Source organism: Brevundimonas sp. TWP2-1 (genome assembly GCF_049897645.1).
In the GTDB taxonomy this organism is placed as follows: domain Bacteria; phylum Pseudomonadota; class Alphaproteobacteria; order Caulobacterales; family Caulobacteraceae; genus Brevundimonas.
In genome coordinates this window covers 81,776-102,883 of record NZ_JAFCWR010000001.1, presented here as the reverse complement: position 1 = coordinate 102,883, position 21,108 = coordinate 81,776, and the positions used below count along the sequence as shown (strand labels likewise).

At 66.4% G+C, this 21,108-nt stretch carries 24 protein-coding genes; 13 read left to right on the top strand and 11 right to left on the bottom strand.

Annotated elements, in window-relative coordinates:
- Positions 1-4: 4 nt before the first annotated feature.
- The 5 genes from ACP7BH_RS00530 to ACP7BH_RS00510 all read right to left on the bottom strand — a co-directional run bounded on the left by ACP7BH_RS00530 (position 5) and on the right by ACP7BH_RS00510 (position 3,564).
- A complete protein-coding gene (locus ACP7BH_RS00530; RefSeq protein WP_425984585.1) occupies positions 5-394 on the bottom strand; it encodes a hypothetical protein in 390 nt (129 codons plus the stop codon).
- 66 nt (positions 395-460) lie between these two features.
- Positions 461-2,137 carry a lysine--tRNA ligase gene (locus tag ACP7BH_RS00525; protein ID WP_425984587.1) on the bottom strand — a complete coding sequence of 559 codons (1,677 nt, stop codon included), beginning with the start codon at positions 2,135-2,137 and terminating at the stop codon, positions 461-463.
- A gap of 52 nt (positions 2,138-2,189) precedes the next feature.
- Positions 2,190-2,546 (bottom strand): RidA family protein, encoded by a 357-nt coding sequence (locus ACP7BH_RS00520; RefSeq protein WP_425984589.1) that lies wholly within the window; start codon positions 2,544-2,546, stop codon positions 2,190-2,192.
- Positions 2,547-2,607: 61 nt separating this feature from the next.
- Positions 2,608-3,084 carry a hypothetical protein gene (locus ACP7BH_RS00515; protein ID WP_425984590.1) on the bottom strand — a complete coding sequence of 159 codons (477 nt, stop codon included), beginning with the start codon at positions 3,082-3,084 and terminating at the stop codon, positions 2,608-2,610.
- A gap of 30 nt (positions 3,085-3,114) precedes the next feature.
- Entirely contained in the window at positions 3,115-3,564 is a 450-nt protein-coding gene (locus ACP7BH_RS00510; protein ID WP_425984592.1) for an Lrp/AsnC family transcriptional regulator, read from the bottom strand.
- 132 nt (positions 3,565-3,696) lie between these two features.
- Here ACP7BH_RS00510 and ACP7BH_RS00505 point away from each other — a divergent pair, with 132 nt between their 5' ends.
- Together ACP7BH_RS00505 and queA are read left to right on the top strand one after the other, a co-directional pair.
- Positions 3,697-4,983: a D-amino acid dehydrogenase gene (locus ACP7BH_RS00505; RefSeq protein ID WP_425984594.1), complete on the top strand. Its 1,287-nt coding sequence runs from the start codon at positions 3,697-3,699 to the stop codon at positions 4,981-4,983.
- Between the two features lie 34 nt (positions 4,984-5,017).
- Positions 5,018-6,223: a tRNA preQ1(34) S-adenosylmethionine ribosyltransferase-isomerase QueA gene (gene queA, locus ACP7BH_RS00500; protein WP_425984596.1), complete on the top strand. Its 1,206-nt coding sequence runs from the start codon at positions 5,018-5,020 to the stop codon at positions 6,221-6,223.
- A gap of 7 nt (positions 6,224-6,230) precedes the next feature.
- Here queA and pdxH read toward each other — a convergent pair whose 3' ends face one another.
- Positions 6,231-6,905: a pyridoxamine 5'-phosphate oxidase gene (gene pdxH, locus ACP7BH_RS00495; RefSeq protein ID WP_425984598.1), complete on the bottom strand. Its 675-nt coding sequence runs from the start codon at positions 6,903-6,905 to the stop codon at positions 6,231-6,233.
- A gap of 109 nt (positions 6,906-7,014) precedes the next feature.
- On the opposite strand from pdxH, the gene ACP7BH_RS00490 reads away from it, so the two are divergent.
- The 3 genes from ACP7BH_RS00490 to ACP7BH_RS00480 all read left to right on the top strand — a co-directional run bounded on the left by ACP7BH_RS00490 (position 7,015) and on the right by ACP7BH_RS00480 (position 9,431).
- On the top strand, positions 7,015-7,749 hold the full coding sequence (locus ACP7BH_RS00490) for a DnaJ C-terminal domain-containing protein (protein WP_425984600.1): 735 nt from the start codon (positions 7,015-7,017) through the stop codon (positions 7,747-7,749).
- An 8-nt stretch (positions 7,750-7,757) separates the two neighbouring features.
- Positions 7,758-8,843, top strand: coding sequence for a chorismate synthase (gene aroC / locus ACP7BH_RS00485; protein WP_425984602.1), 1,086 nt, complete (start codon positions 7,758-7,760; stop codon positions 8,841-8,843).
- A 246-nt stretch (positions 8,844-9,089) separates the two neighbouring features.
- A complete protein-coding gene (locus tag ACP7BH_RS00480; protein ID WP_425984604.1) occupies positions 9,090-9,431 on the top strand; it encodes a VOC family protein in 342 nt (113 codons plus the stop codon).
- Positions 9,432-9,435: 4 nt separating this feature from the next.
- On the opposite strand, the gene ACP7BH_RS00475 is transcribed toward ACP7BH_RS00480, so the two are convergent.
- The 4 genes from ACP7BH_RS00475 to thiE form a co-directional block, all read right to left on the bottom strand.
- Positions 9,436-9,669, bottom strand: a complete 234-nt coding sequence (locus tag ACP7BH_RS00475) for a hypothetical protein (RefSeq protein ID WP_425984606.1) — start codon at positions 9,667-9,669, stop codon at positions 9,436-9,438.
- Positions 9,670-9,787: 118 nt separating this feature from the next.
- Entirely contained in the window at positions 9,788-10,297 is a 510-nt protein-coding gene (locus ACP7BH_RS00470) for a hypothetical protein (protein WP_425984608.1), read from the bottom strand.
- A gap of 32 nt (positions 10,298-10,329) precedes the next feature.
- Positions 10,330-12,015 carry an ATP-binding protein gene (locus ACP7BH_RS00465; protein WP_425984610.1) on the bottom strand — a complete coding sequence of 562 codons (1,686 nt, stop codon included), beginning with the start codon at positions 12,013-12,015 and terminating at the stop codon, positions 10,330-10,332.
- A gap of 63 nt (positions 12,016-12,078) precedes the next feature.
- On the bottom strand, positions 12,079-12,732 hold the full coding sequence (gene thiE, locus ACP7BH_RS00460; protein WP_425984612.1) for a thiamine phosphate synthase: 654 nt from the start codon (positions 12,730-12,732) through the stop codon (positions 12,079-12,081).
- Between the two features lie 119 nt (positions 12,733-12,851).
- Here thiE and ACP7BH_RS00455 point away from each other — a divergent pair, with 119 nt between their 5' ends.
- From ACP7BH_RS00455 to ACP7BH_RS00430, 6 genes are all read left to right on the top strand, one after another.
- Positions 12,852-13,037: a (2Fe-2S)-binding protein gene (locus tag ACP7BH_RS00455; RefSeq protein WP_135195182.1), complete on the top strand. Its 186-nt coding sequence runs from the start codon at positions 12,852-12,854 to the stop codon at positions 13,035-13,037.
- A 144-nt stretch (positions 13,038-13,181) separates the two neighbouring features.
- On the top strand, positions 13,182-13,682 hold the full coding sequence (gene bfr / locus ACP7BH_RS00450) for a bacterioferritin (RefSeq protein ID WP_425984614.1): 501 nt from the start codon (positions 13,182-13,184) through the stop codon (positions 13,680-13,682).
- A 69-nt stretch (positions 13,683-13,751) separates the two neighbouring features.
- Positions 13,752-14,312, top strand: a complete 561-nt coding sequence (locus ACP7BH_RS00445; protein ID WP_425984616.1) for a tryptophan-rich sensory protein — start codon at positions 13,752-13,754, stop codon at positions 14,310-14,312.
- 100 nt (positions 14,313-14,412) lie between these two features.
- The gene (efp, locus tag ACP7BH_RS00440; protein WP_409715796.1) at positions 14,413-14,979 is read left to right on the top strand and encodes an elongation factor P; all 567 of its coding nucleotides are present in this window, start codon (positions 14,413-14,415) and stop codon (positions 14,977-14,979) included.
- Positions 14,980-15,082: 103 nt separating this feature from the next.
- Positions 15,083-15,889 carry an inositol monophosphatase family protein gene (locus ACP7BH_RS00435; RefSeq protein WP_425984618.1) on the top strand — a complete coding sequence of 269 codons (807 nt, stop codon included), beginning with the start codon at positions 15,083-15,085 and terminating at the stop codon, positions 15,887-15,889.
- A gap of 216 nt (positions 15,890-16,105) precedes the next feature.
- On the top strand, positions 16,106-17,134 hold the full coding sequence (locus ACP7BH_RS00430) for a glycerophosphodiester phosphodiesterase family protein (RefSeq protein ID WP_425984620.1): 1,029 nt from the start codon (positions 16,106-16,108) through the stop codon (positions 17,132-17,134).
- A gap of 13 nt (positions 17,135-17,147) precedes the next feature.
- Here the strand turns inward: ACP7BH_RS00430 and ACP7BH_RS00425 are convergent, their stop codons facing one another.
- Positions 17,148-19,019 carry an ABC transporter transmembrane domain-containing protein gene (locus ACP7BH_RS00425; RefSeq protein ID WP_425984622.1) on the bottom strand — a complete coding sequence of 624 codons (1,872 nt, stop codon included), beginning with the start codon at positions 19,017-19,019 and terminating at the stop codon, positions 17,148-17,150.
- Between the two features lie 134 nt (positions 19,020-19,153).
- Here ACP7BH_RS00425 and rpmE point away from each other — a divergent pair, with 134 nt between their 5' ends.
- Together rpmE and ACP7BH_RS00415 are read left to right on the top strand one after the other, a co-directional pair.
- Positions 19,154-19,378, top strand: a complete 225-nt coding sequence (gene rpmE / locus ACP7BH_RS00420) for a 50S ribosomal protein L31 (protein WP_267516044.1) — start codon at positions 19,154-19,156, stop codon at positions 19,376-19,378.
- 160 nt (positions 19,379-19,538) lie between these two features.
- On the top strand, positions 19,539-21,101 hold the full coding sequence (locus ACP7BH_RS00415) for a L,D-transpeptidase family protein (RefSeq protein WP_425984624.1): 1,563 nt from the start codon (positions 19,539-19,541) through the stop codon (positions 21,099-21,101).
- The last annotated feature ends 7 nt before the right edge of the window (positions 21,102-21,108 follow it).

Below are 21,108 nucleotides of genomic sequence, written 5' to 3'. Positions count from 1 at the left end.
GCCGTTATTTTCCGTTCATCTTGGTTGCTTGCGCCCTTCGCCGACGTTCGACCAGCCGTCGCGCCGCCTCGACGTCCTGCTCGATCAGATGCTTGCGACGCACGAACTGAAAATCCAGCACACGCGCCCATAGATAAAGCAGACTGTCATGAGTGACGAAGACCGTCACAGCCTCGTCTCTTGGCGGCGGCCCCCACGCCTCTGCGAGCTTGCCCAGATGCTGGATCGTTGCATCATCTGGCATCGGCTCGCATTCAACGATCCAATCCCAGCTACAAAGCTCCGGCCGCTCGGTGATCAGATTCACCGTCGCCGTCAGCACCTTGTCGGCTGACCCGGCAGAGATCAGGTCCAGCCACAGTATCCGCGCAGCCTCGTCGATTTCGTAACGCAACGTCGCCTCCCCGGCTACGCGCCCATCCAAAAACGTCCGGGTTAAGAATCTTGACCAAAATCAAGGTTACGCTAGTTCGCCGTTCGCCCCCGCCTCGATCAGTGCGATGGTCTGCGGCAGGCCATAGATGGCCGCGAACGAGCCGAAGCGCGGGCCCTGGCTGGCGCCCAGCAGCACCTCGTACAGCGCCCCGAACCAGGCCCGCAGCGGCTCGAACGCGTGCGCCTTGCCGACCGCATAGACTTCGCTCTGGATCAGTTCGCCGTCGGTCGTGTCCGCCGGCAGGGCCTTCAGCCTTTCCGCCAGGTCCAGCAGCGCCGCCTTCTCCTTGTCGTCCGGCAGGCGGTATGACTTCGAGGGCTTTACGAAGTCCTCGTAATAGTTCAGCGCCGACCCCATCAGCCGGTCCAGCAGCGGCTCATTCTCAGGCGTCGCCTCGGGCAGGTATTTGGCGAAATAGGCCCACAGCTGCTCCTTGGTCGAGGCGTTGGCCACCCCCACCAGGTTCAGCAGCAGGGCGAACGACACTGGCGAGGTGTGGGTCGGCGGATCGCCCGCATGGATTGACCAGACGGCGTTGTCGATCCGCTTGGCCGGCTCCTGCGTCTTGTAGCTTTCGATGAAGGCTAGGTAGTCGTCGATGGCGCGGGGAATGACGTTGAAGTGCAGGCTCTTGGCCGACTTCGGAGACTGGAACATGTACCAGCTCAGGCTCTCGGGCGTGCCGTAGCGCAGCCATTCGTCCATCGTCAGGCCGTTGCCCTTGGACTTGGAGATCTTCTTGCCCTCGATGTCGAGGAAGAGCTCGTAGTTGAAGCCTTCCGGCGGCGTGCCGCCCAGGGCGCGGCACAGTTTCGACGACTCGCGCACGCTCTCGATCAGGTCCTTGCCCGACATCTCGTAATCGACGTCCAGCGCGACCCAGCGCATGGCCCAGTCGGGCTTCCATTGCAGCTTCACATGGCCGCCGGTGACCGGAACCTCGGTGCGGTTGCCGGGCTCGCCGGCCGGATCCTCGAAGGTGATCGTCCCCTTCTCGACGTCGCGCGCCAGGGTCGGCACCTGAAGCACATGGCCGGTGATGGGGCTGACCGGAAGGAAGGGCGAATAGGTGGCGCGCCGCTCCTCGCCCAGGGTCGGCAGCATGATGGCCATGACCGCGTCGAACCGCTCCAGCAGCGTCAGCAGAGTCGCGTCGAACCGGCCGGACTTGTAGGTCTCGGTCGAGCTCATGAACTCATAGTCGAAGCCGAACGAATCCAGGAAGGCCTGAAGCCGCGCATTGTTGTGCGCCCCGAAACTGTCGTGCGTGCCGAACGGGTCGCGCACACGCGTCAGCGACAGGTGCAAATCTTCCCGCAGCATTTCCGGGTTCGGGATGCCCTCGGGCACCTTGCGCAGCCCGTCCATGTCGTCGCTGAAGGCGATCAGGCGCGTCGGCCAATGGTCGCCGGTCAGGGCACGGAAGGCGTTGCGCACCATGGTCGTGCGCGCAACCTCGCCGAAAGTGCCCATGTGCGGCAGGCCCGACGGGCCATAACCTGTCTCAAGGATCACCGGCCGTTGCAGCGCCGGGAACGTCGTCAACGCCTCGTCCGCCTTGCCCGCGTCGATCAACAGTTTCGCCGCGTCCCGCTCGGCGTCGGTCAGGCGCTTCTTCAGCACATGGGCCAGCAGACTGCGGGCTTGTTCAAACGGCCAGGACTTGGCCTCGCGGGCGAGGGTTTCGAGGTTCTGCAACATGTCGGCGGTTTGCAGTCTGCATATCGCCCGGTCAACCGATTAGCCGCAGCGATCAGCCCTTGGCGGCCCCAGTTGCAGCAATGACGATCACTTCCACCAGATACTCGGGCGACGCCAGCCGGCTCTCGCCTGTGGCGCGGGCGGGTGGATTGGCAGTGTCGACCCAAGCGTCCCACACGCTGTTCATGGCGTCGAAATCACCGATATCGGCCAGCCAGATCTGGGCCATCAGGATTTTTGACTTGTCGCTGCCCGCCTCGGCCAGCAAGGCCTCGACCTCTGCCAGGGCCGTCTTCGTCTGGCCGATGACGTCGTCACCCGGCTCTCCGACCTGGCCGGCCAGATAGATGGTGTCGCCGTGGATGACGGCTTCGCTCATGCGGGCGCCGGGCTGGATGCGGGTGATCATGGCGGGTTCCTGTGGAGATGCTGTCGCATCTATCGCCGCCCGCCCCTCGCCTGTCGAGCGCTTAGCGGCGGCTGAACCGGGCGACCGTCAGGCCGACGACCAGAGCGCCCGCTCCGACGATCAGGGCGTCCTCGATCAGACCGCTGCGCGTCTGACCGATGCGAGCCATGGCCTTCTTGCGACCGGCCAGGGTCAGATAGGCCAGCGGCACGGCGGTCGCGACGGCGACGCCGGCGCCCAGCTTTTCCTTGCCGCGCGGCGCCAGGGCCGATCCCGCGATCCCGGCGCTCATCACCCGCGCCAGCAGGCCCAGAAAGACCGTGCGGTCGGGCGCCGACTTCATCTTGTCGCCCAGCAGCTCGCCTACACCCATGGCCAGGGCGCCGAACTTGAACAGCGGCTGGTTCAACAGGAAGACCCGGCCCGGCATCGGCTTGTGCGCCAACTCGGCCGCCGCAATGGCCGCCATCGGGGTCATGGAGCGGGCGCTGGCGACAGCGCCGATGAGAGCGGAGGGCAAGAGTTCGGTGATCTTCATCCCGTCTGAACACTGCAAGACGGCGAGGGTTCAGCCGCGCGCCGCCAGAACGTTCCGGATCGCCAGGCTGGAGTGGATGCGTGAGACGCCCGGCAGGCGCGACAGCACGTCCTTGTGGATCACCTCATAGGCCGCGATGTCGGGGGCCACGGCCCGCACGATATAGTCCGCCTCGCCCGCCATCAGATAGCAGTCGCGGATTTCGGGATGGTTGCGCACCGCCGCCTCGAACCGGCGCATATGGTCGTCGGTCTGTTTCTCCAGCGTGATCTCGACGTAGGCCACCACCCCGTCGTCGGCGTCGTTGGCCAGAACGGCCGCATACCCCCGGATCACGCCGCGTTCCTCAAGCCGTCGCACCCGGCGCAGGCACGCCGAGGGCGACAGACCGACCGCCATGGCCAGGTCTGCATTGCTCACGCGGCCATCAGCGCGAAGCCGTTGAAGAATGCGCTGGTCGGTGGGATCAAGCAGGGCCACAAGTTTCCGCCTTTCGACCGCAGATTATTGCGTATCATATCTATCAGCCGCAGATCATTGCGCAAACAGGCAGGATCATCGAACGATGCGAGGGTAACTTCGCCGACAATCAACACGGTTCGGAAGCGTCACATGCAGGTTCTGGTTCTGGGTTCCGGCGTCATCGGCGTCACCACCGCCTGGTATCTCAGCCAAGCGGGGCATGAGGTGACGGTGGTGGATCGCCAGGCGGGTCCGGCGCTGGAAACCAGCTTCGCCAACGCAGCCCAGATTTCCCCCGGTTATTCCGCGCCCTGGGCCGCGCCGTCGATCCCGGTCAAGGCGATGAAGTGGCTGCTGATGCGCCACGCCCCGCTGATCGTGCGCCCCCGTCTGGACATGGCCATGGTGCGCTGGACGCTGGCCATGCTGCGCAACTGCACCCACGACCGCTATGCGCTGAACAAGAGCCGCATGGTGCGTCTGGCGGAATACAGCCGCGACCAGCTGGACCTGCTGCGCCGCGACACCGGCATCGCCTATGAGGGCCGCCAGCAGGGCACCCTTCAGCTGTTCCGCACCGAAAAACAGCTGGCCGACGTGCACAAAGATGTGGACGTGCTGAAGGCCGCAGGCGTCCCGTGCGAGGTTCTGGACCGCGCCGGATGCATCGCCGCCGAGCCGGGTCTGGCCGCCTCCGATGTCGATTTCGTCGGGGGGCTGCGACTGCCGCATGACGAGACCGGCGACTGTTTCCTGTTCACCAACGCCCTGGCGAAGCTGGCGGCGGAGCGGGGCGTGGTCTTCCATCACGAGACCGAAATCCACGCCATCAAGACAGCGAACGGCCGCGCGACCGGCGCCCTGACCAGCAAGGGGGCGATGACCGCCGATCTGGTCGTCCTGGCGCTGGGCTCCTATTCGCCGATGATGGCCAAGCCCCTGGGCCTGGATTTGCCGGTTTATCCGGTGAAGGGCTATTCGATCACGGCCCGGATCCTGGACGCCGACCGCGCGCCGGTCTCCACAGTCATGGACGAAAGCTACAAGGTGGCGATCACCCGCCTGGGCGACCGCATCCGGGTGGGCGGCATGGCGGAACTGTCGGGCTACAACAACACCCTGCCGGCCCTGCGCCGCGAAACCCTGGCCCATTCCGTCGGCAGCCTGTTCCCCGGCGGCGGCGATCTGGCGGGCGCCAGCTACTGGTCCGGCCTGCGTCCGATGACGCCAGACGGTACGCCCGTCATCGGCGCGACCAAGATCCCAGGCCTCTATCTGAACACCGGCCACGGCACCTTGGGCTGGACCATGTCGTGCGGCTCGGCCCGCGTCCTCGCCGACATGATCGACGGCCGGTCGCCCGAGATCGACACGCACGACCTGTCCCTGAACCGCTACGGCGCCTGGGCGGGGGCGTTCGCGCCGGGTTACACTTGACCGCATCAGAGGCCTGCGGTCTTTGCGCCGTCTGATGAAGACCGCCGATTTCGATTTCGACCTGCCTGAAGACCGGATTGCGCTGCGTCCGGCCGATCCGCGCGATTCCGCCCGCCTGCTGGTCGTGAAGGGCGGCGCCTTGGAGGATCGGGTCATCCGGGACCTGCCCGACTTCCTGCGCCCCGGCGACGCCCTGGTGTTCAACGACACACGTGTCATCCCCGCCCGTCTGTCGGGGGTGCGGCAGCGCGTCGGTTCGGAAGGCGAAACCCTGACGGTCGAGGTCGAGGCGACGCTGCATCACCGCGACGCGCCCGACGTCTGGTCCGCCTTCATGAAGCCGGGCAAGCGCATCAAGCCGGGCGACCGGATCGCCTTCTCATCCCTTCTCCCCTCGGGGGAGAAGGTGGATCGCGAAGCGAGACGGATGAGGGGGTTGCCCGACGCGGACTCAACCTCAACCGCAGAGATCGTGGACACAGCCCCCTCATCCGAGCCCTCCGGGCCCACCTTCTCCCCCGAGGGGAGAAGGACGCTGGAAGCGACTGTCGTTTCCAAGGGCGACGACGGTCTGATCACCCTGACATTCGACCTGTCCGGCCCGGCGCTGGATGACGCCATCCGCGACGTGGGGGTCATGCCCCTGCCGCCCTATATCGCCGCCAAACGGCCCGAGGACGACCGCGACCGTGCGGACTATCAGACGGTCTTCGCCGAGCATGACGGGTCGGTCGCCGCCCCCACGGCGGGCCTGCATTTTACCCCGGCCCTGCTCGACGCCATCCGCGCCAAGGGCGTCTCGACCCACGCCGTGACCCTGCACGTCGGCGCCGGCACCTTCCTGCCGGTCAAGGCCGACGATCTGGCGGATCACAAGATGCACAGCGAATGGGGCGAGGTTTCACCTGAGATCGCCGCCGCCCTGAACGCCGTCCATGCAAACGGCGGCCGCATCGTCTGCGTCGGCACCACGTCTTTGCGACTGTTGGAAAGCGCCACGGCCGAGGACGGCGAGATCAAGCCCTTCCACGGCGACACGGCCATCTTCATCACGCCCGGCTATCGGTTCCGGGCGGTCGATGTGCTGATGACCAACTTCCACCTGCCGAAGTCGACGCTGTTCATGCTGGTCAGCGCCTTTGCGGGCAGCGCGACGATGAAGGCGGCCTACGCCCACGCGATCGCGGACGGCTATCGCTTCTATTCCTACGGCGACGGATCTCTGCTGTTCCGCGACTGATCGCGGATCAAGGCCAAAGACGTCCCGACCGCCAGGCCTCGCCGTCGCGCTCGAACCGCAGCCGGTCGTGCAGGCGGAACGGCCGATCGCGCCAGAATTCGACCGATTGCGGCGCGACCCGCCAGCCTGTCCAGTGCGTGGGACGGGGCACGTCCTGCCCGTCGAACCGCGCGGTTTCACGACCGACGGCTTCTTCCAGCACCGTGCGATCCGAAAGGGGCCGAGACTGGTCCGAGGCCCAGGCGCCGATCCGGCTTTCGCGGGCGCGGCTGGCGAAATAGGCGTCGGCCTCTGCCGCCGACACCGGCTCGACCGCGCCACGCACCCGCACCTGACGACGCAGCGATTTCCAGTGGAAGGTCAGGGCGGCGGCGGCGCAGGCCGCCAGTTCCACGCCCTTGGCGCTCTCGCTGTTGGAATAGAAGGTGAAGCCGCGCGCATCGACGTCTTTCAACAGCACGACCCGAGCATCCGGCAGGCCATCCGCATCGACGGTGGACAGGGTCATGGCGTTGGGATCGTTCGGCTCATGCGCCCGTGCGTCGGCCAGCCACTCGACGAACAACCCGATGGGTTCGGCGCGCGCGAAGATGGTCTCGTCGCCATTGGCGGCCAGGGCGGCGGCATAGTCGCGGGCGTATTCCTCACGCGACGGGCTGGGGGGGATCACGGATGCGGTCATGTCAGTGATCTAATCCCTGTGAGCCGTTCTGGAAATGATCGAGGTCAAAACGGCCGTTTGCGCAGCACGGTTAACCGCCCATTGACCCTGATGGGCGAACGGTGACGGGATGAGCGCGCATGGTCACCCCTCCGATGTTTCCGGCGTCCGCGAGGCCCTGTCGACGCTGGGCCTCAGCGGCGATGTCGACGCCGCTGCGCTGAAGACCGCCTTCCGCGCGGCGGTGAAGGCAGCGCGCCCCGACCAGACCGGAGGCGACGCCGAGCGGTTCCGGCGCGTGATCGCCGCCTATCGCCTGATCCAGGCGCATCAGCCCGCCCGGCCGGCCCTGTCTGCGCCCCAGCTGCGTCCCGCGCCTGCGCCGGCTCTGGTGCTCAGCCCGATGCAGGCCATCGCCGGCGCGCGTGTCGAACTGCGGCTGGGCGCGCGGGTGGTGCGGGTCACGGCGCCGGCTGGCCTGCGGAGCGGCGATCATCTGCGGCTACGGTGCGGCGCGGCGGACGGCGGCGACCTGTATCTGTCGGTTCTGATCCGACCCGAGGACGGCTTGTCGGTCGTCGGCGACGACATCTTCATGACCTGGCCCACGGAACAGCGCCTTATGACTGACGGCGGGCGGGTCGAGATCGAGACCCATGCGGGCACGCGCTCGGCCTGGATCACGGCGGACATGGCCGCGCCGGTGCGGGTTCGCTTGAAAGGCCTGGGTCTGCCGGCGCGCGGATCGCTCGAGGCGGGGCATCTGTTCGTGACCCTGACGCCGTCGTCGGACGCGCCTTCGGCGGCGGAAGACCTGCTGTTGCGGTTCACGCGGGTCTGGACGCAGGAGCGTCTGGCGGCATAAGTCACCGCATGTCGCACAATACCTTCGGCCATCTGTTTCGCGTGACCACCTGGGGCGAGAGCCACGGGCCGGCCATCGGCTGCGTCGTGGACGGATGCCCGCCGATGATCCCGCTGACCGAGGCGGACATCCAGCCGTGGCTGGATCAGCGCAAACCTGGCGGCAGCCGCTTCGTGACCCAGCGCAAGGAAAGCGACACGGCGCGCATCCTGTCGGGCGTCTTCGATGACGGTGACGGCCCGGTCACCACCGGCACGCCCATCTCGATCATGATCGAGAACGAGGACCAGCGATCCAAGGACTATGGCGAGATCGCCCGCGCCTATCGGCCGGGGCACGCCGACTACGCCTATCAGGCCAAATACGGCGTGCGCGACCACCGGGGCGGCGGACGGTCCTCGGCGCGCGAGACCGCCAGTCGCGTCGCGGCCGGCGCCGTGGCCCGCAAGGTGCTGGGCGAAGGCGTCAGGATTCGTGCAGGCGTGGTGCAGATCGGGCCCCACCGGATCGCACCCGATCAGGTCGATTTCGACGCCGTATCCGACAATCCGCTGTTCGCCGCCTCGGCCGAGGTCGTGCCTGCGTGGGAAGCCTATCTGGACGGTATTCGCAAGGCTGGGTCGTCGGTCGGCGCCGTGGTCGCTCTGGAGGTCACAGGCGTTCCGGCCGGATGGGGCGCGCCAATCTATGGCAAGCTGGATTCCGAACTGGCGTCGGCCCTGATGTCGATCAACGCCGCCAAGGGGGTCGAGATCGGCGCGGGCTTCGAGGCCGCCGAACTGACGGGCGAAGAGAACGCCGACGAGATGCGGCTGGACCTGAACAACCAGCCGGTCTTCCTGTCGAACAAGGCGGGCGGGGTGCTGGGCGGGATTTCGACGGGGCAACCGGTGACGGCGCGCGTGGCGTTCAAGCCCACCTCCTCGATCCTGACCCTGCGCCAGACGGTTACGCGCGACGGCGAGGAAACGGACCTGCGCACCAAGGGTCGCCATGACCCCTGCGTCGCCCTGCGGGCCGTGCCGGTGGTGGAAGCCATGGCCGCCTGCGTCCTGGCCGACGCTTTCCTGAGGCATCGCGCCCAGGTCGGCTGACGGCTTATCGCCTCGGTCTGCGCACCGAAATAATGGATTGAAGGCTTTGCGGGTGACCGGCTTGCGGTCTGGGCGGCGGTTCGACCGCGCGCTCCTCCTGCCGCATCAGGGCGACGAGGCCCGACAATCCCGTCGTCATCACGATCATCGCCGACTCCTGCAACTGCGAACCGTTTGCAGGTTTGCGCATGTTCGGGCGTCGTGCAAGAGGGATCGGTCGGTGGCGTCGAACTGAGGAGATCAACCGTGCGTGAAGACGGAAAGCTGGACTATCTCGAACTGCCCGCCGCAGACCTGCCCGCGACCAAGGAATTCTACAGCCAGGCGTTCGGCTGGACCTTCGTGGACTACGGCCCGACCTATGCAGCCTTCGATCAGGGGCTGGACGGTGGCTTCGACGCCGATCAGACCGAACGCACCAAGACGCCCCTGCCCGTTCTGTACGCCCATGACCTGGAGGCCCTGCTGGCCAAGGTCGAGGCGGCCGGCGGCCAAATCCTGAAGCCGATCTACGCCTTCCCCGGCGGTCGCCGGTTCCACTTCGCCGATCCCGCAGGAACCGAAATGGCGGTCTGGTCCGAGGGCTGACGGCTTAGCGGACGTCGATGGACTGGCCGATCCGTTCGGCCAGATCACGGTCGGCGCCGGTGACGCTGGTGATCCAGACGTGGATTTCCTTGGGGGCGGTCGGTCTTTGGAACAGATGCTCCATCGCCAGGCGCCGTCCGACCTCCGTCACCACCACCGAGGCGCGGCCGCCGGCGCGCACCATCTCGCCGTCATAGATCGGAAACTGCGACGACGGCCCGGCGTAGATCATCAGCAAGGTCTGATCGCCGCGCTGGACACGGTAGATGTTGGCGTCTGCTCCCGCCCGCGCGGGCGTGATGGTCAGACCCGCCGGCAGTTCAATCCTGAATGGCAGGGCCGCGATGGCTGCGGCGTTAAGCGCGGTCGGCGCAGGCGCTGCGGACGGTGGCGTCGCCGTAGCGGGTGCAGGCGTTGTGGCCTGAGGCGCACTGGTGGTCGGCGCTGGACGCGGTGCCGTAGCGGGAGGCGTAGTCGCTCGGTCGGGTGTCTGATCCGGTCGTTGGGACGATGTCGTCGGGGACGAACGCGGCGTCGCAGCCGGGCTTTGACCAATCGGAGGCAGAGCTTGCGTGGTCGCTCTGCTGGGCGTCTGGCCTGGCGTTTGGGCGGGGGATGTCGTCGGCGCCGGGCGAGGCGTCGCGGCTGGACTTTGACCAATCGGAGGCAAGGTTTGCGTGGTCGCGCGGGCCGGGGCCTGCGTCGATGTCGGACGGGTTGTGGATGATGCAGGCGCAGCAGCCGATGGCGGAGCGCTGTTCAGGTCGCGCGTCAGATCGGATGCAGGCCGTTGTGCAGGCGGCGTCGTCGCCTGTCCTGAAATCACGAGAGCGGCGGCGAGGGCAATCATGGACATGATCGGACAATCGCGCGGCGAGGCTTCGACCGCAAGCGCGACCTATGCCTTGGGCAACAAGATCCAGAAGGTGGCGCCCTCGCCTGGCGCAGAAATCACGCCGATCGATCCCCCCTGCAACTCGACCAGCCGCTTGGCCAGGGCCAGGCCTACGCCGTGCCCCTCGACCGTCGAACGTTCCAGGCCCAGGCGGTTGAAGGGCTCGAACAACTGCGCCTGTTTCTGAACGGACAGGCCGGGCCCGAAGTCGCTGACCTCGACACGCACGCTGTCGTCTTCGCGCCGTGCCCGCAGGATGACCCGACCGCCAGAGCCGCCGTATTTCAAGGCGTTGACTGTCAGGTTGGTCACCACCTGAGCAAAGCGCTGGGAATCCGCGACAGCAATCAAACCATCGCCTTCACACACGACCTCCATGGCGATCTTTTCAGCGTCCGGTCGCAACAAGCAGATGCGACGCACATCCTCCAACAGACCAGGAATGTCTGTCGGGCGCAGATCCACCCTGACCGCCCCGGATTCGGCGCGGGCGACGTCCAGCAGGTCGTGAGCCAAGGTCTCGACCTGACGGGCCGTGGTGACCAGCATCTCCGACATTTCGGTCTGTTGAGCCGTGATCGGTCCCAGATGACCCTGACGCCACAGATCGCCAATGCCGATGATGCCGGCGACGGGGCTCTTGATTTCATGCGCGACATTCGCGAGCAGGCGAGACTTGGCTTCGGACGCCTTTTCCGCGCGCTCTCGCCCCAGTCGCGCGCGGTCGGCCAATAGATCGCGTTCTTCCAGCAGAGACGCCACCAGCAGAACCGGCATGTAGCCGATCAGGACCAGCATCTGGGCCATCATAACCTGTTCGGAGAGCGTTCCTTGGTTGTACGGGCCATGACCGATCATCGCCCCGCCCACCAGCAAGAAGCTGACGACGACGAGGGTGAAGGCTATGCCCGCCACACCCAACCTCACGGCGATCGCGAGCAATAAGGGCAGCAGCACGAACCCCATGGGAATGTTTCCCGCAAAGGCGACATAGTAGAAAAGGGGAACAAGCCCCAACAAAATGGCGGCCTCGATCATCTTCGACGGTCGAAGAAGTTTCTTGACCGTGGTGCGCGTCAGCGAAAGTCCCATGGAGCCGAGGACGGCAATGCCGAGAGCATGACCGAACCACCAGGTCTGGAATCCCTGCCAGATCTCCCCCTGTCCCATCTGATTCAGGATGACCAAACTGGCCAGGGCCGCCGGGATCGGCGCCAGGACGGCGGCGAAGAACAGGAAGTTGACGGCGCCGTTAAGGCTGGACAGGTTCAACGTCGGCGAGAACCGCCGCGCCAACAGGACCGCAGCCACGATCTCGATCATGTTGACGATGGTGAAGGCCAGCGCCAAAGCCGGCTTGTTGCCGGCGATGATCTCTCCGATCAGGATGCTGACTGTCAGGCCCCCCGCAAACGTCATGTCGCTGCGGCGACCACGGCTGGTCCGCAACCATACGGCCACCGCGACGCCGCTGGCGCCCCATAGCCCCGCGACCAGTCCTGCCGACCGGCCATAGGCGATGGCCAGGGCGACGAGGATCGCGACGGCTACACCCGTCAGTACAGGAGCCAGAGGCTGAAACGGATGAACGCTGTCGGTCAGATCACCCGGTTGTTGGACAACCTCTGGCGACGTCGTCGATGACGACACCGATGGGTCGTTACTGTTGAGCGCGCGGCTCAGGATCATGGAACCGTCCCGACCAAATAGAGGCGGGGTAAAAAACCACAGGGTTCCTAATATCCCCTGAAGTCAGAAATTCAATCTTTGATTGAACAACTTAACCGCCTCAGCTGCACCTTCGCTGTAACCCCAGACGCCGTTGCTGACGGCGACGAAGTCTGCACCCGCTCGGGCCAGGTCGGCGGCATTGTCGACGGTGACGCCGCCGATGGCGACGCAGGGGGTCTCGACCGTTTCCTGCCAGACCGTCAAAATCTCCAGCCCCGGACGATGAACGGTCTCTTTCGTGTCCGTGGGATAGAAGGCGCCGAAGGCGACGTAGTCCGCCCCACCCTCGGCTGCGTCCCAGGCCAGGTCGCGGTCGTCGTGGCAGGTGACGCCGATCATGGCGTCCGGCCCCAGAATGCGGCGGGCCTCGGCCAGCGAGCCATCCTCTTGACCGATATGGACGCCGTCACACCCTGTGTCGCGCGCCAGGTCGGGCCGGTCGTTCAGCAGCACGGCCACGTCGTGACGACGCGCGACGGGCGCCAGCGCCGCGACCGCCGCGCGGATCGTGGCGTCGTCCGCAGGCTTCAGCCGGATCTGCAGGGCCGCCACATCGCCGGCAGCCAAGGCCTGATCCAGCGTCTCGGCGAAGGCGTTCAGGTCCGCGATCGCGGGCGGCGTGATCAGATATAGCCGGCAGGGCGGGCGGGCGGGGACGGTGGGTGTTCTGGCCATGCGCGTCCTTGCCTCCCACCGCGACGATCCGTCAACGTTCGAGCCATGCGAACGACTTGCAATCGCCTTAACCCATGCTATAGCGAACCATTCTCAGTCGATGGAACGTGTAGCGCCTCGTGTACGTCTGCAACTGTAACGGTCTTCGCCAGCGTGATGTCGCCCAGGCCATCGAGGCCGGGGCCTGCCGTCCACGCGACATTTTCGCGCGCAATCAGTGCCAGGCCCAGTGCGCCAAATGCGTCTGCGAAATGCGCCAGATGATTCAGGACAGCCGCGAAGCGTTCGCACTCGCAGCCGAATAGTCCTCAGCTGCGCTCGCGGCCGAAAATCACTCGCACTATCAATGCAGTGATAAAAACTCGCAAATAAACAACGCGCGTTTTACTGTGGTATTGCCTCGCTCGACAGACGGCGAATGCGCCGTGGCGAGACCAAGGACCATGGCCATGAAGGGCGACCCCGCAATCCTGCGCACGCTGAACGCAGTGCTCACCAACGAACTGACGGCCGTGAACCAGTACTTCCTGCATGCGCGCATGTTCGAAAGCTGGGGCCTGTCGCACCTCGGCAACGTGATCTACGTAGAATCGATCGGCGAGATGAAGCACGCCGACATGCTGATCAAACGCATCCTCTTCCTCGACGGCCTGCCCAATCTTCAGGATCTGCACAAGCTGAAGGTCGGCGAGGATCCGATCGAATGCCTGGGCGCCGATCTGCAACTGGAACTGGACAGCCGCGCCACGACCGCCGCCGCCGTGACCCAGTGCGAGGAGACCCGCGACTACGTCAGCCGCGATCTGCTGATGAAGATCCTTGCTGACACCGAGGAGCACATCGACTTCTTGGAAAACCAGCACAAGCTGATCGAACTGATGGGCGCGCAGAACTATCTGCAGTCGGCCATGAAAGAGATCGTCACCGATAGCGCCGCGACCGGCAACTAAGCTCAGACCTCTGACGGAACTCTGGTCCGCTCTGGTCATTAGCCTGTTAGGGCCAAGCTGGAGCGGACCATGACCGATATCGACGAAGCGATCGACGACGTGCGCGACGCCGCCAAGGATTTGCTGAACAGCGAAGGCCGCAGCGCTGGACATGTCCTCGCCGGCATCGCCCTGACCGTCGGTTTCGCCCTTTTGGCTCACGGCATCGCCTCGGGAGCCATGAAGCCGAAGCGCAATCTGAAACAGGTCCGCAATAAGGATCTGCCGATCACCGAAAAGCCTCGGGGGGCGTTCAGCCTGATCCTGCCCGCCGTGTTTTCGGCCACCACCCTGTCTGCCGTGAGGGTGTGGAACGCCCCGCCGCAGCGCGAGCGCACCACGGCCATGGGCCTCTGGGTCGCGGCCCAGACGGTCAACGCCGTCTGGCTTGGCCTGCGCCCGTCGTCGATGGCGCGTCAGGTTATCGCCGCCATGTCGTCAGCCGGTCTGGCTGCGGCCTTTGCGCACGAGGCCCGCAAGCTGAACGAGGGCGCAGGCAAGATGGCCTCTCCGACTGGATCAGGCGTGCGGCTCGGCAACTTCCTGCATCGCAAGGCGGACGAGGCGTCGCGAGAGCGCACCCTGCATTAGGCCCGCCTTGCCCTTTGCAAGGGCTTACTCTAGGGATCGCGCCCTATTCGCCACGCCCCATCCGGGCGCGTGAGCGCAACTCCATTTCCGATGTGACCCCATGAAGATCAACGGCAACACCATCAAGCCCGGCATGGTCCTGCAGCACAATGGCGGCCTGTGGGTCGTCACCAAGGCCAGCCACGTAAAGCCAGGCAAGGGCGGCGCCTTCGCCAACGTCGAGGCCAAGAACCTCGAAACCGGCAACAAGCTGAACGAGCGCTTCCGGTCGGAAGACAAGGTCGAGCGCGTCACGCTGGAGCAGAAGGACTTCTCCTATCTGTTCGACAACGGCGACAGCCTGGTCTTCATGGACGACGGCACCTACGAGCAGATCGAACTACAAAAGGACTGGGTCGGCGAGGACCGCATTCCCTATCTGCAAGAAGGCATGAAGGTCGTCATCGAGATGCACGAAGAGCGTCCGATCGGCCTGTCGCTGCCGGATCAGGTCGTGCTGGAAGTCGCCGAGACCGAGCCGACCGTGAAGGGCCAAACCGCTTCCTCCTCCTACAAGCCCGCCATGGCGTCGAACGGCGTGCGCATCATGATCCCGCCCTATATGTCGGCCGGAGAGCGCATCGTCGTGGACACCGCGACCGGCGAATACGTCCGCCGCGCGGACTGATACCGACGACCGGCCTCATTCGAGGCCGTCCCTTTCTTGAACTTCTCCGCATCTCCGGGCCAGTCAGCGCCTTTTCAGGACATGCGGACCAGGAGATCCGCCGATGGCCCTCGCTTCCGCCCTGCTCCAAGTCATGCTCGACGCGGTGCGCAAGACCGCCCGCCCCATGCTCCGCGACTTCGGCGAGGTCTCGCAGTTGCAGGTCTCGCGCAAGGGCCCCGGCGACTTCGTCACGGCCGCCGACCTGAAGGCCGAGGACACCCTCTACGAACTGCTGATGAAGGCCCGCCCCGGCTACGGCTTCCTGGGCGAGGAGCGCGGCATGATGGAGGGGACCGACAAGTCCCACACCTGGATCGTCGATCCGATCGACGGCACCACCAACTTCATGCACGCCATGCCCCACTTCGCCATCACGGTGGGGCTGGAGCGGCGCGCGCCGGACGGTTCTTCCGAGATCGTCGCCGGCGTGACCTACAACCCCGTCATGAACGAGCTGTTCTGGGCCGAAAAGGGCAAGGGCTGCTATCTGAACGATCACCGCATCCGCGTCGCCGGTCGTCGCGACCTGTCGGAAAGCCTGGTCGCCACCGGCCTGCCCTTCATCGGCAAGTCGGGCCACGCCCAGGCCATCAAGGACATCCACGCCGTGGGCCAGCGCGTCGCCGGCATGCGCCGCCTGGGCTCGGCTGCGCTGGACTTCGCCTGGGTCGCGGCCGGTCGCTATGACGCCTTCTATGAGCGCAATCTGAAGCCCTGGGACGTGGCGGCGGGCATCCTGTTCGTCACCGAGGCCGGTGGCAAGGTGACGACCATCGAGAACGACGGCGATCCGAAGACGGGTGTGTCGATCCTGGCGAGCAACAGCGAACTGCATCCGCAGCTGCGCAAGGTGCTGCAGGCGTCCTGAAACCGCATAGCCGCCTCTCCCTCCCCGACCGGGGAGGGGCGTCGCGAAGCGACGAGGTGGGGGCGGCAAGGCCAGGGTGCACGGACTGAGGCGATCAGGTCTGTGGGACGTCGCCCTGCCCGCCCCACCCGGCTCCGCTACGCCCCCCTCCCCCGCAGGGGGAGGGAGAAACGCCGTCGTCATTCGCTTGTCGTCGCCCTGCCCTACCCATCGGGCATGATCCGCGCCATCGTCACCGCCCTCGCCCTCCTTGTCGGAACGCCCGCCTTGGCCCAGCCCCTGATCATCGCCCACCGCGGCGCGTCCGGCGAACGGCCGGAGCATACGCGCGCGGCCTATGAGCTGGCGGTCGAACAGGGCGCGGACGTGATCGAGCCGGATCTGGTGCTGACAAGGGATGGCGTCTTCGTGGATCGGCACGAGAACGAGATCGGCGGCACGACCGACGTCGGCGACCGGCCCGAGTTCGCGGATCGCAAGACGACCAAGACCATCGACGGCGTCCAGACCACCGGCTGGTTCACCGAAGATTTCACCCTGGCCGAACTGAAGACGCTGCGGACCAGGGAGCGGTTGCCGGCGTTTCGACCGGGCAGCGCCGCCTATGACGGACGAGAGCCGATCCTGACCTTCGACGAGGTGGTCGCCATCGCCCGCGCGGCTTCAACCCGCACGGGACGGACCATCGCCGTGGCGCCAGAGCTGAAGCACCCGACCTATTTCGCCGGGATCGGCCTGCCGATGGAGGACGCCTTCGTCGCCGAGCTGGAACGGCTGGACCTGACGGGCGCGGATGCATCGATAATCATCCAGTGCTTCGAGGTCGGGCCGCTGGAGCGGCTGGCGGCGCGCATTGACGCCCCTCTGGCCCAGTTGGTCGCCGGCGCGGGTGGACCGGCGGACCGACCGGACATGACCTATGCCCAGATGATCACGCCCGAGGGGCTGAAGGCCATGGCCGCCTATGCCGCATGGGTTGCGCCGGAGATGATCCTGGTGTTGCCGCGCGACGCCGAGGGCCGCACGACTGCGCCCAGCGCGCTGGTCACGGACGCCCATACGGCGGGGCTGAAAGTGGTGGTCTGGACGCTGCGGGCTGAGAACGCCTTCCTGCCGGCCGAACGGCGGCGCGGCGAAGGCCTGGCCCAGCACGGCGACATGGCAGCCTATGCCGCCGCCTTCGCCGAGGCGGAAGTGGACGCGATCTTCAGCGACTTCCCGGCGCTGGCGCGCGCAGGCCTTTAGTCCAAGCGCAGACTTAGCTCGCCCGGAACTGCAGTTCGGCCAGACGCGCATAGAGGCCGCCCTTGGCCACCAGTTGGTCGTGCGTCCCCTCCTCCACCACGCGGCCGTCGTCCATGACGACGATGCGGTCGGCGCGGAGCACTGTGGCCAGGCGGTGGGCGATGACGATGGTGGTGCGCTCCTCCATGGCCTGGTCGAGGGCGACCTGGACCAGGCGTTCGCTCTCGGCGTCCAGGGCGCTGGTGGCCTCGTCCAGCAACAGGATCGGCGCGTCGCGGACCAAGGCGCGGGCGATGGCCAGGCGTTGGCGTTGGCCCCCCGACAGGCTCTTGCCGCGCTCGCCCAAGGGGGTGTCGAAGCCTTCAGGCAGGGCGTCGATGAAGCCCAAAGCCTGGGCCTTTTCGGCGACGGCGCGCGCCTCTTCCAAGGTGGCGGTCTCGCGGCCGAAGCGGATGTTCTCCAGGGCCGAGCCCGAGAACAGCGGCGTTTCCTGCGACACCCAGGCGAAGCGTTCGCGCACATCGACGGGATCGGCCTGACGCACGTCGACGCCGTCCACCGAAACCATGCCGGTTTGCGGATCATAGAAGCGCAGCAGCAGACGGAAGACGGTGGACTTGCCCGCGCCGGATGGGCCGACCAAGGCGACGGTCTCGCCCGGACGCACGGTCAGGCTGAAGCCCTTCAGGGCCGGTAGATCCGGTCGGCCGGGATAGGAGAAACCGACGGCTGACATCGAAACCTCGCCGCGCGGGGGCGACGGCAGGGCCGTGGCGTGGGCCGGAGGTGCGATGTCGGGCACGGCCCGCATCAACTCCTCGATCCGCTCCATGGCGCCGGCGGCCTTTTGCACGTCGCCCCAGCTTTCGCCCAAGGCGCCGACGGCCCCCGCGGCGAAGACCGACAGCAGCACGAACTGAAGCAGGGCGCCTGGCGACATGACGCCGGCGACCACGTCCTGGGCGCCCAGCCAAAGCACCAGGGTCACGCCGCCGAACATGACGACGATGATCAGGGCGGTCATCCAGGCGCGGGCCCGCATCCGGGTCAGCGAGGCGGAGAAGGCGTCCTCGACCGCCGCGCCGAAGCGGGCGATGGCGCTCTTTTCACGCCCGAAGGCCTGAACCGTCTCGATGGCGTCCACGCTCTCGCCGGCGAAGCCGACGGCGTTGGCGAACCGATCCTGGGACGTGACGGTCAGCTTCCTGACCTTGCGACCGAAGATGAAGATCGGCCCCAGCAGGAAGGGCACGATCAGCAGGACGAAGCCGGTCAGCTTGGGACTGACGAAGAACAGCAAGGCGACGCCGCCGATCAAGGTCAGGAAGTTGCGCAGCGCATAGGAAATGGACGTCGTCATCAACGTCTCGACTAGGGCGATGTCCGTGGTCAGGCGCGACAGCACCTCGCCCGTGCGCATATGGGCGTAGAAGGAGGGATCCAGCGTCAGGATGCGGCCGAACAGGCCTTTCCTCACATCGGCGATGACGCGCTCGCCCGTGCGGGTGACGAAATAGTAGCGGGCGGCCGTCGCAAGACCCAGGAACAGGGCATTGGCGCCCAGCAGCAGGAACCAGATGTTCAGATTGGCGCCGCCGGCCTCGAACCCATGGTCGATGGCCCCGCGCGCCAGGGCGGTCAGACCCAGAGAGGCGGCGGTGGACAGCAACAGCCAGAAGACCGCCATCAGGGCATGGCCCTTGTGCCGCATCGCAAAGGGAATCAGCCGCGCCAGCGGGCGGATGTCGCGGCGCTTGGCGCGCTTGGCGCCCGCCTCGGACATCTGATCGGCCAACAGGGCCCCGGCGCTGGGACGGCCCTCCATCGAGGCCACGCCTGAAGCGCGGTTTGCGGAAGGGGCGGCGGCGTTGGATTGGTCGGTCATTGCGCCCGCCTCTTGCCCCGGAACGCCCCCCGGTGTAAACGCCGCCCCTCATTCCCGCCGGATTTCTGGCGGGTTTCTCATTTCACGCGCACAGACGGTCGGCATCGTCATCGCGCAGAGACCGGACGACGACCATGAAAGCGGACACGCACCCCGACTATCACTTCATCAATGTTGTGATGACTGACGGCACTTCCTACCAGACCCGTTCGACCTATGGTAAGGAAGGCGACACGCTGAACCTGGACATCGATCCGTCCACCCACCCGGCCTGGACCGGCGGCAACGCCCACCTGCTGGACCGCGGCGGTCGCGTCTCGCGCTTCAACAACAAGTTCGCCGGCTTCATCAAGAAGTAAGCGCGTCTTGGCTGCGACATGTCGCAGCAAAGAGCCTAACAAGAGCGTCGGTCGCAAGGCCGGCGCTTTTTGTTTGGCCGGAACACCGATAATGTGGCGGCGTTCGGGTACCAGGGGCGTTGGCCACGCTGGCCGAAGCATTCGAAGAAGCGGACTGGATATGAATAGACGGCAACTGGGTCTGGGCGTCGCGACGGCGGCCATGGCCCTCGGCTCCACGGCGCGCGCGCAGCAGGTCTTCGTGCAGCGTGGCCCGGAGGCGACCGCCTTCTACAACAGCTTCAACGATCAGATTTCGCGCCTGCCCCCCACCCAGCAGGCCGACGTGCGCGCCTTCTATGAGCTGAACGGCTGGCGGCCGGTCTGGAACGCAGATCGGATGCGCGCCCTGAACGCCGCCGCCGCCCGCGCCGACCGCCACGGCTTGTCGGCTGCGGACTATTTCGACTTCGTGGGACTGGCGGCCGATCCGGCCAGCGCTGACCTGCGCACCACCACGGCCGCCCTCGCCTATGCCCGCGTCCTGGCCGAGGGCAAGGTGCGGCCCGAGACGGTAGAAGACCTGTGGGAGATGCAGAAGAACCGCGTCGATCTGCCGCGCGGCCTCAGCGACGCCCTGAACCGCAATGTGCTGGCCAACTGGTACGACGGCCTAGCGCCCACCGACATCGGCTATCAGAACCTGTCGGCCGGCTATGTGCGCTATCGCCGTCTGGCGGCGCAGGGCGGTTGGCCCGCGTTCGCGCCGGGCGGCACCATCGAGCCGGGCAACAGCGATCGCCGCATCCCCGCCCTGATCGACCGGCTGACGGCCGAGGGCGACCTGTCGGCCGCCGACGGCGCGCGACTGAAGGCCCAAGGCCTGACCTACAACGCCGAACTTCAGCGCGCGGTGCAGGGCTTCCAGAACCGTCACGGCCTGGGCGCCGACGGCCGCATTGGCACGGGCACCCAGCGCTCGCTGGGCGCATCGGCCGAGGACCGCGCCCGCCAGATCGCCCTGAACCTGGAACGTCGTCGCTGGCTGAAACGCGATGTCGCGCCCGAGCGGATCGAGGTCAACACCGCCGCCGCCATCATGGTCTATTGGAAGGACGCCAAGCCGGTCCACTCCAACCGCGTCGTCGTCGGTTCGGCCGAGAACCAGACGCCCAGCCTGGAGAAGCCCTTCGCCTCGGTCGTCGCCAATCCGCCCTGGTACGTGCCAGCCGGCATCGCGCGCCGCGAGATCCTGCCCAAGGGGCCGGGCTATCTGGCCGCCAACGACATGTATGTGAAGGACGGCACGGTCATCCAGCGCGCCGGGCCGCGTTCGGCCCTGGGCTATGTGAAGTTCGAGTTGCGCGACAGCTACGCCATCTTCCTGCACGACACGCCGTCGAAGGCCGCCTTCAACCTGTCCACGCGCCAGCGCAGCCACGGCTGCGTGCGGGTGCAGAATGCGGTGGAGTTCGCGCGCCTGCTGCTGGCGCCCGACCCGACCAAGCTGGCCCAGTTCGATACGGCCCAGGACACGCGCGAGACGACGCGCGTCACCACCGGGCGCGAGATCTCGGTGCGACTGCTGTACTGGACCGCCTTCGTGGACGGTCAGGGCCGTGTGGCGTTCCGCGAGGACGTCTATGGCCGCGACGACAAGCTGGCTGAGGCTCTAGGCATCGGCGTAAACCTGCCCAAGCCGGTCGATGACGGCCGTACCGACGCCAACGACGTCGGGCCGTAACAGGGGC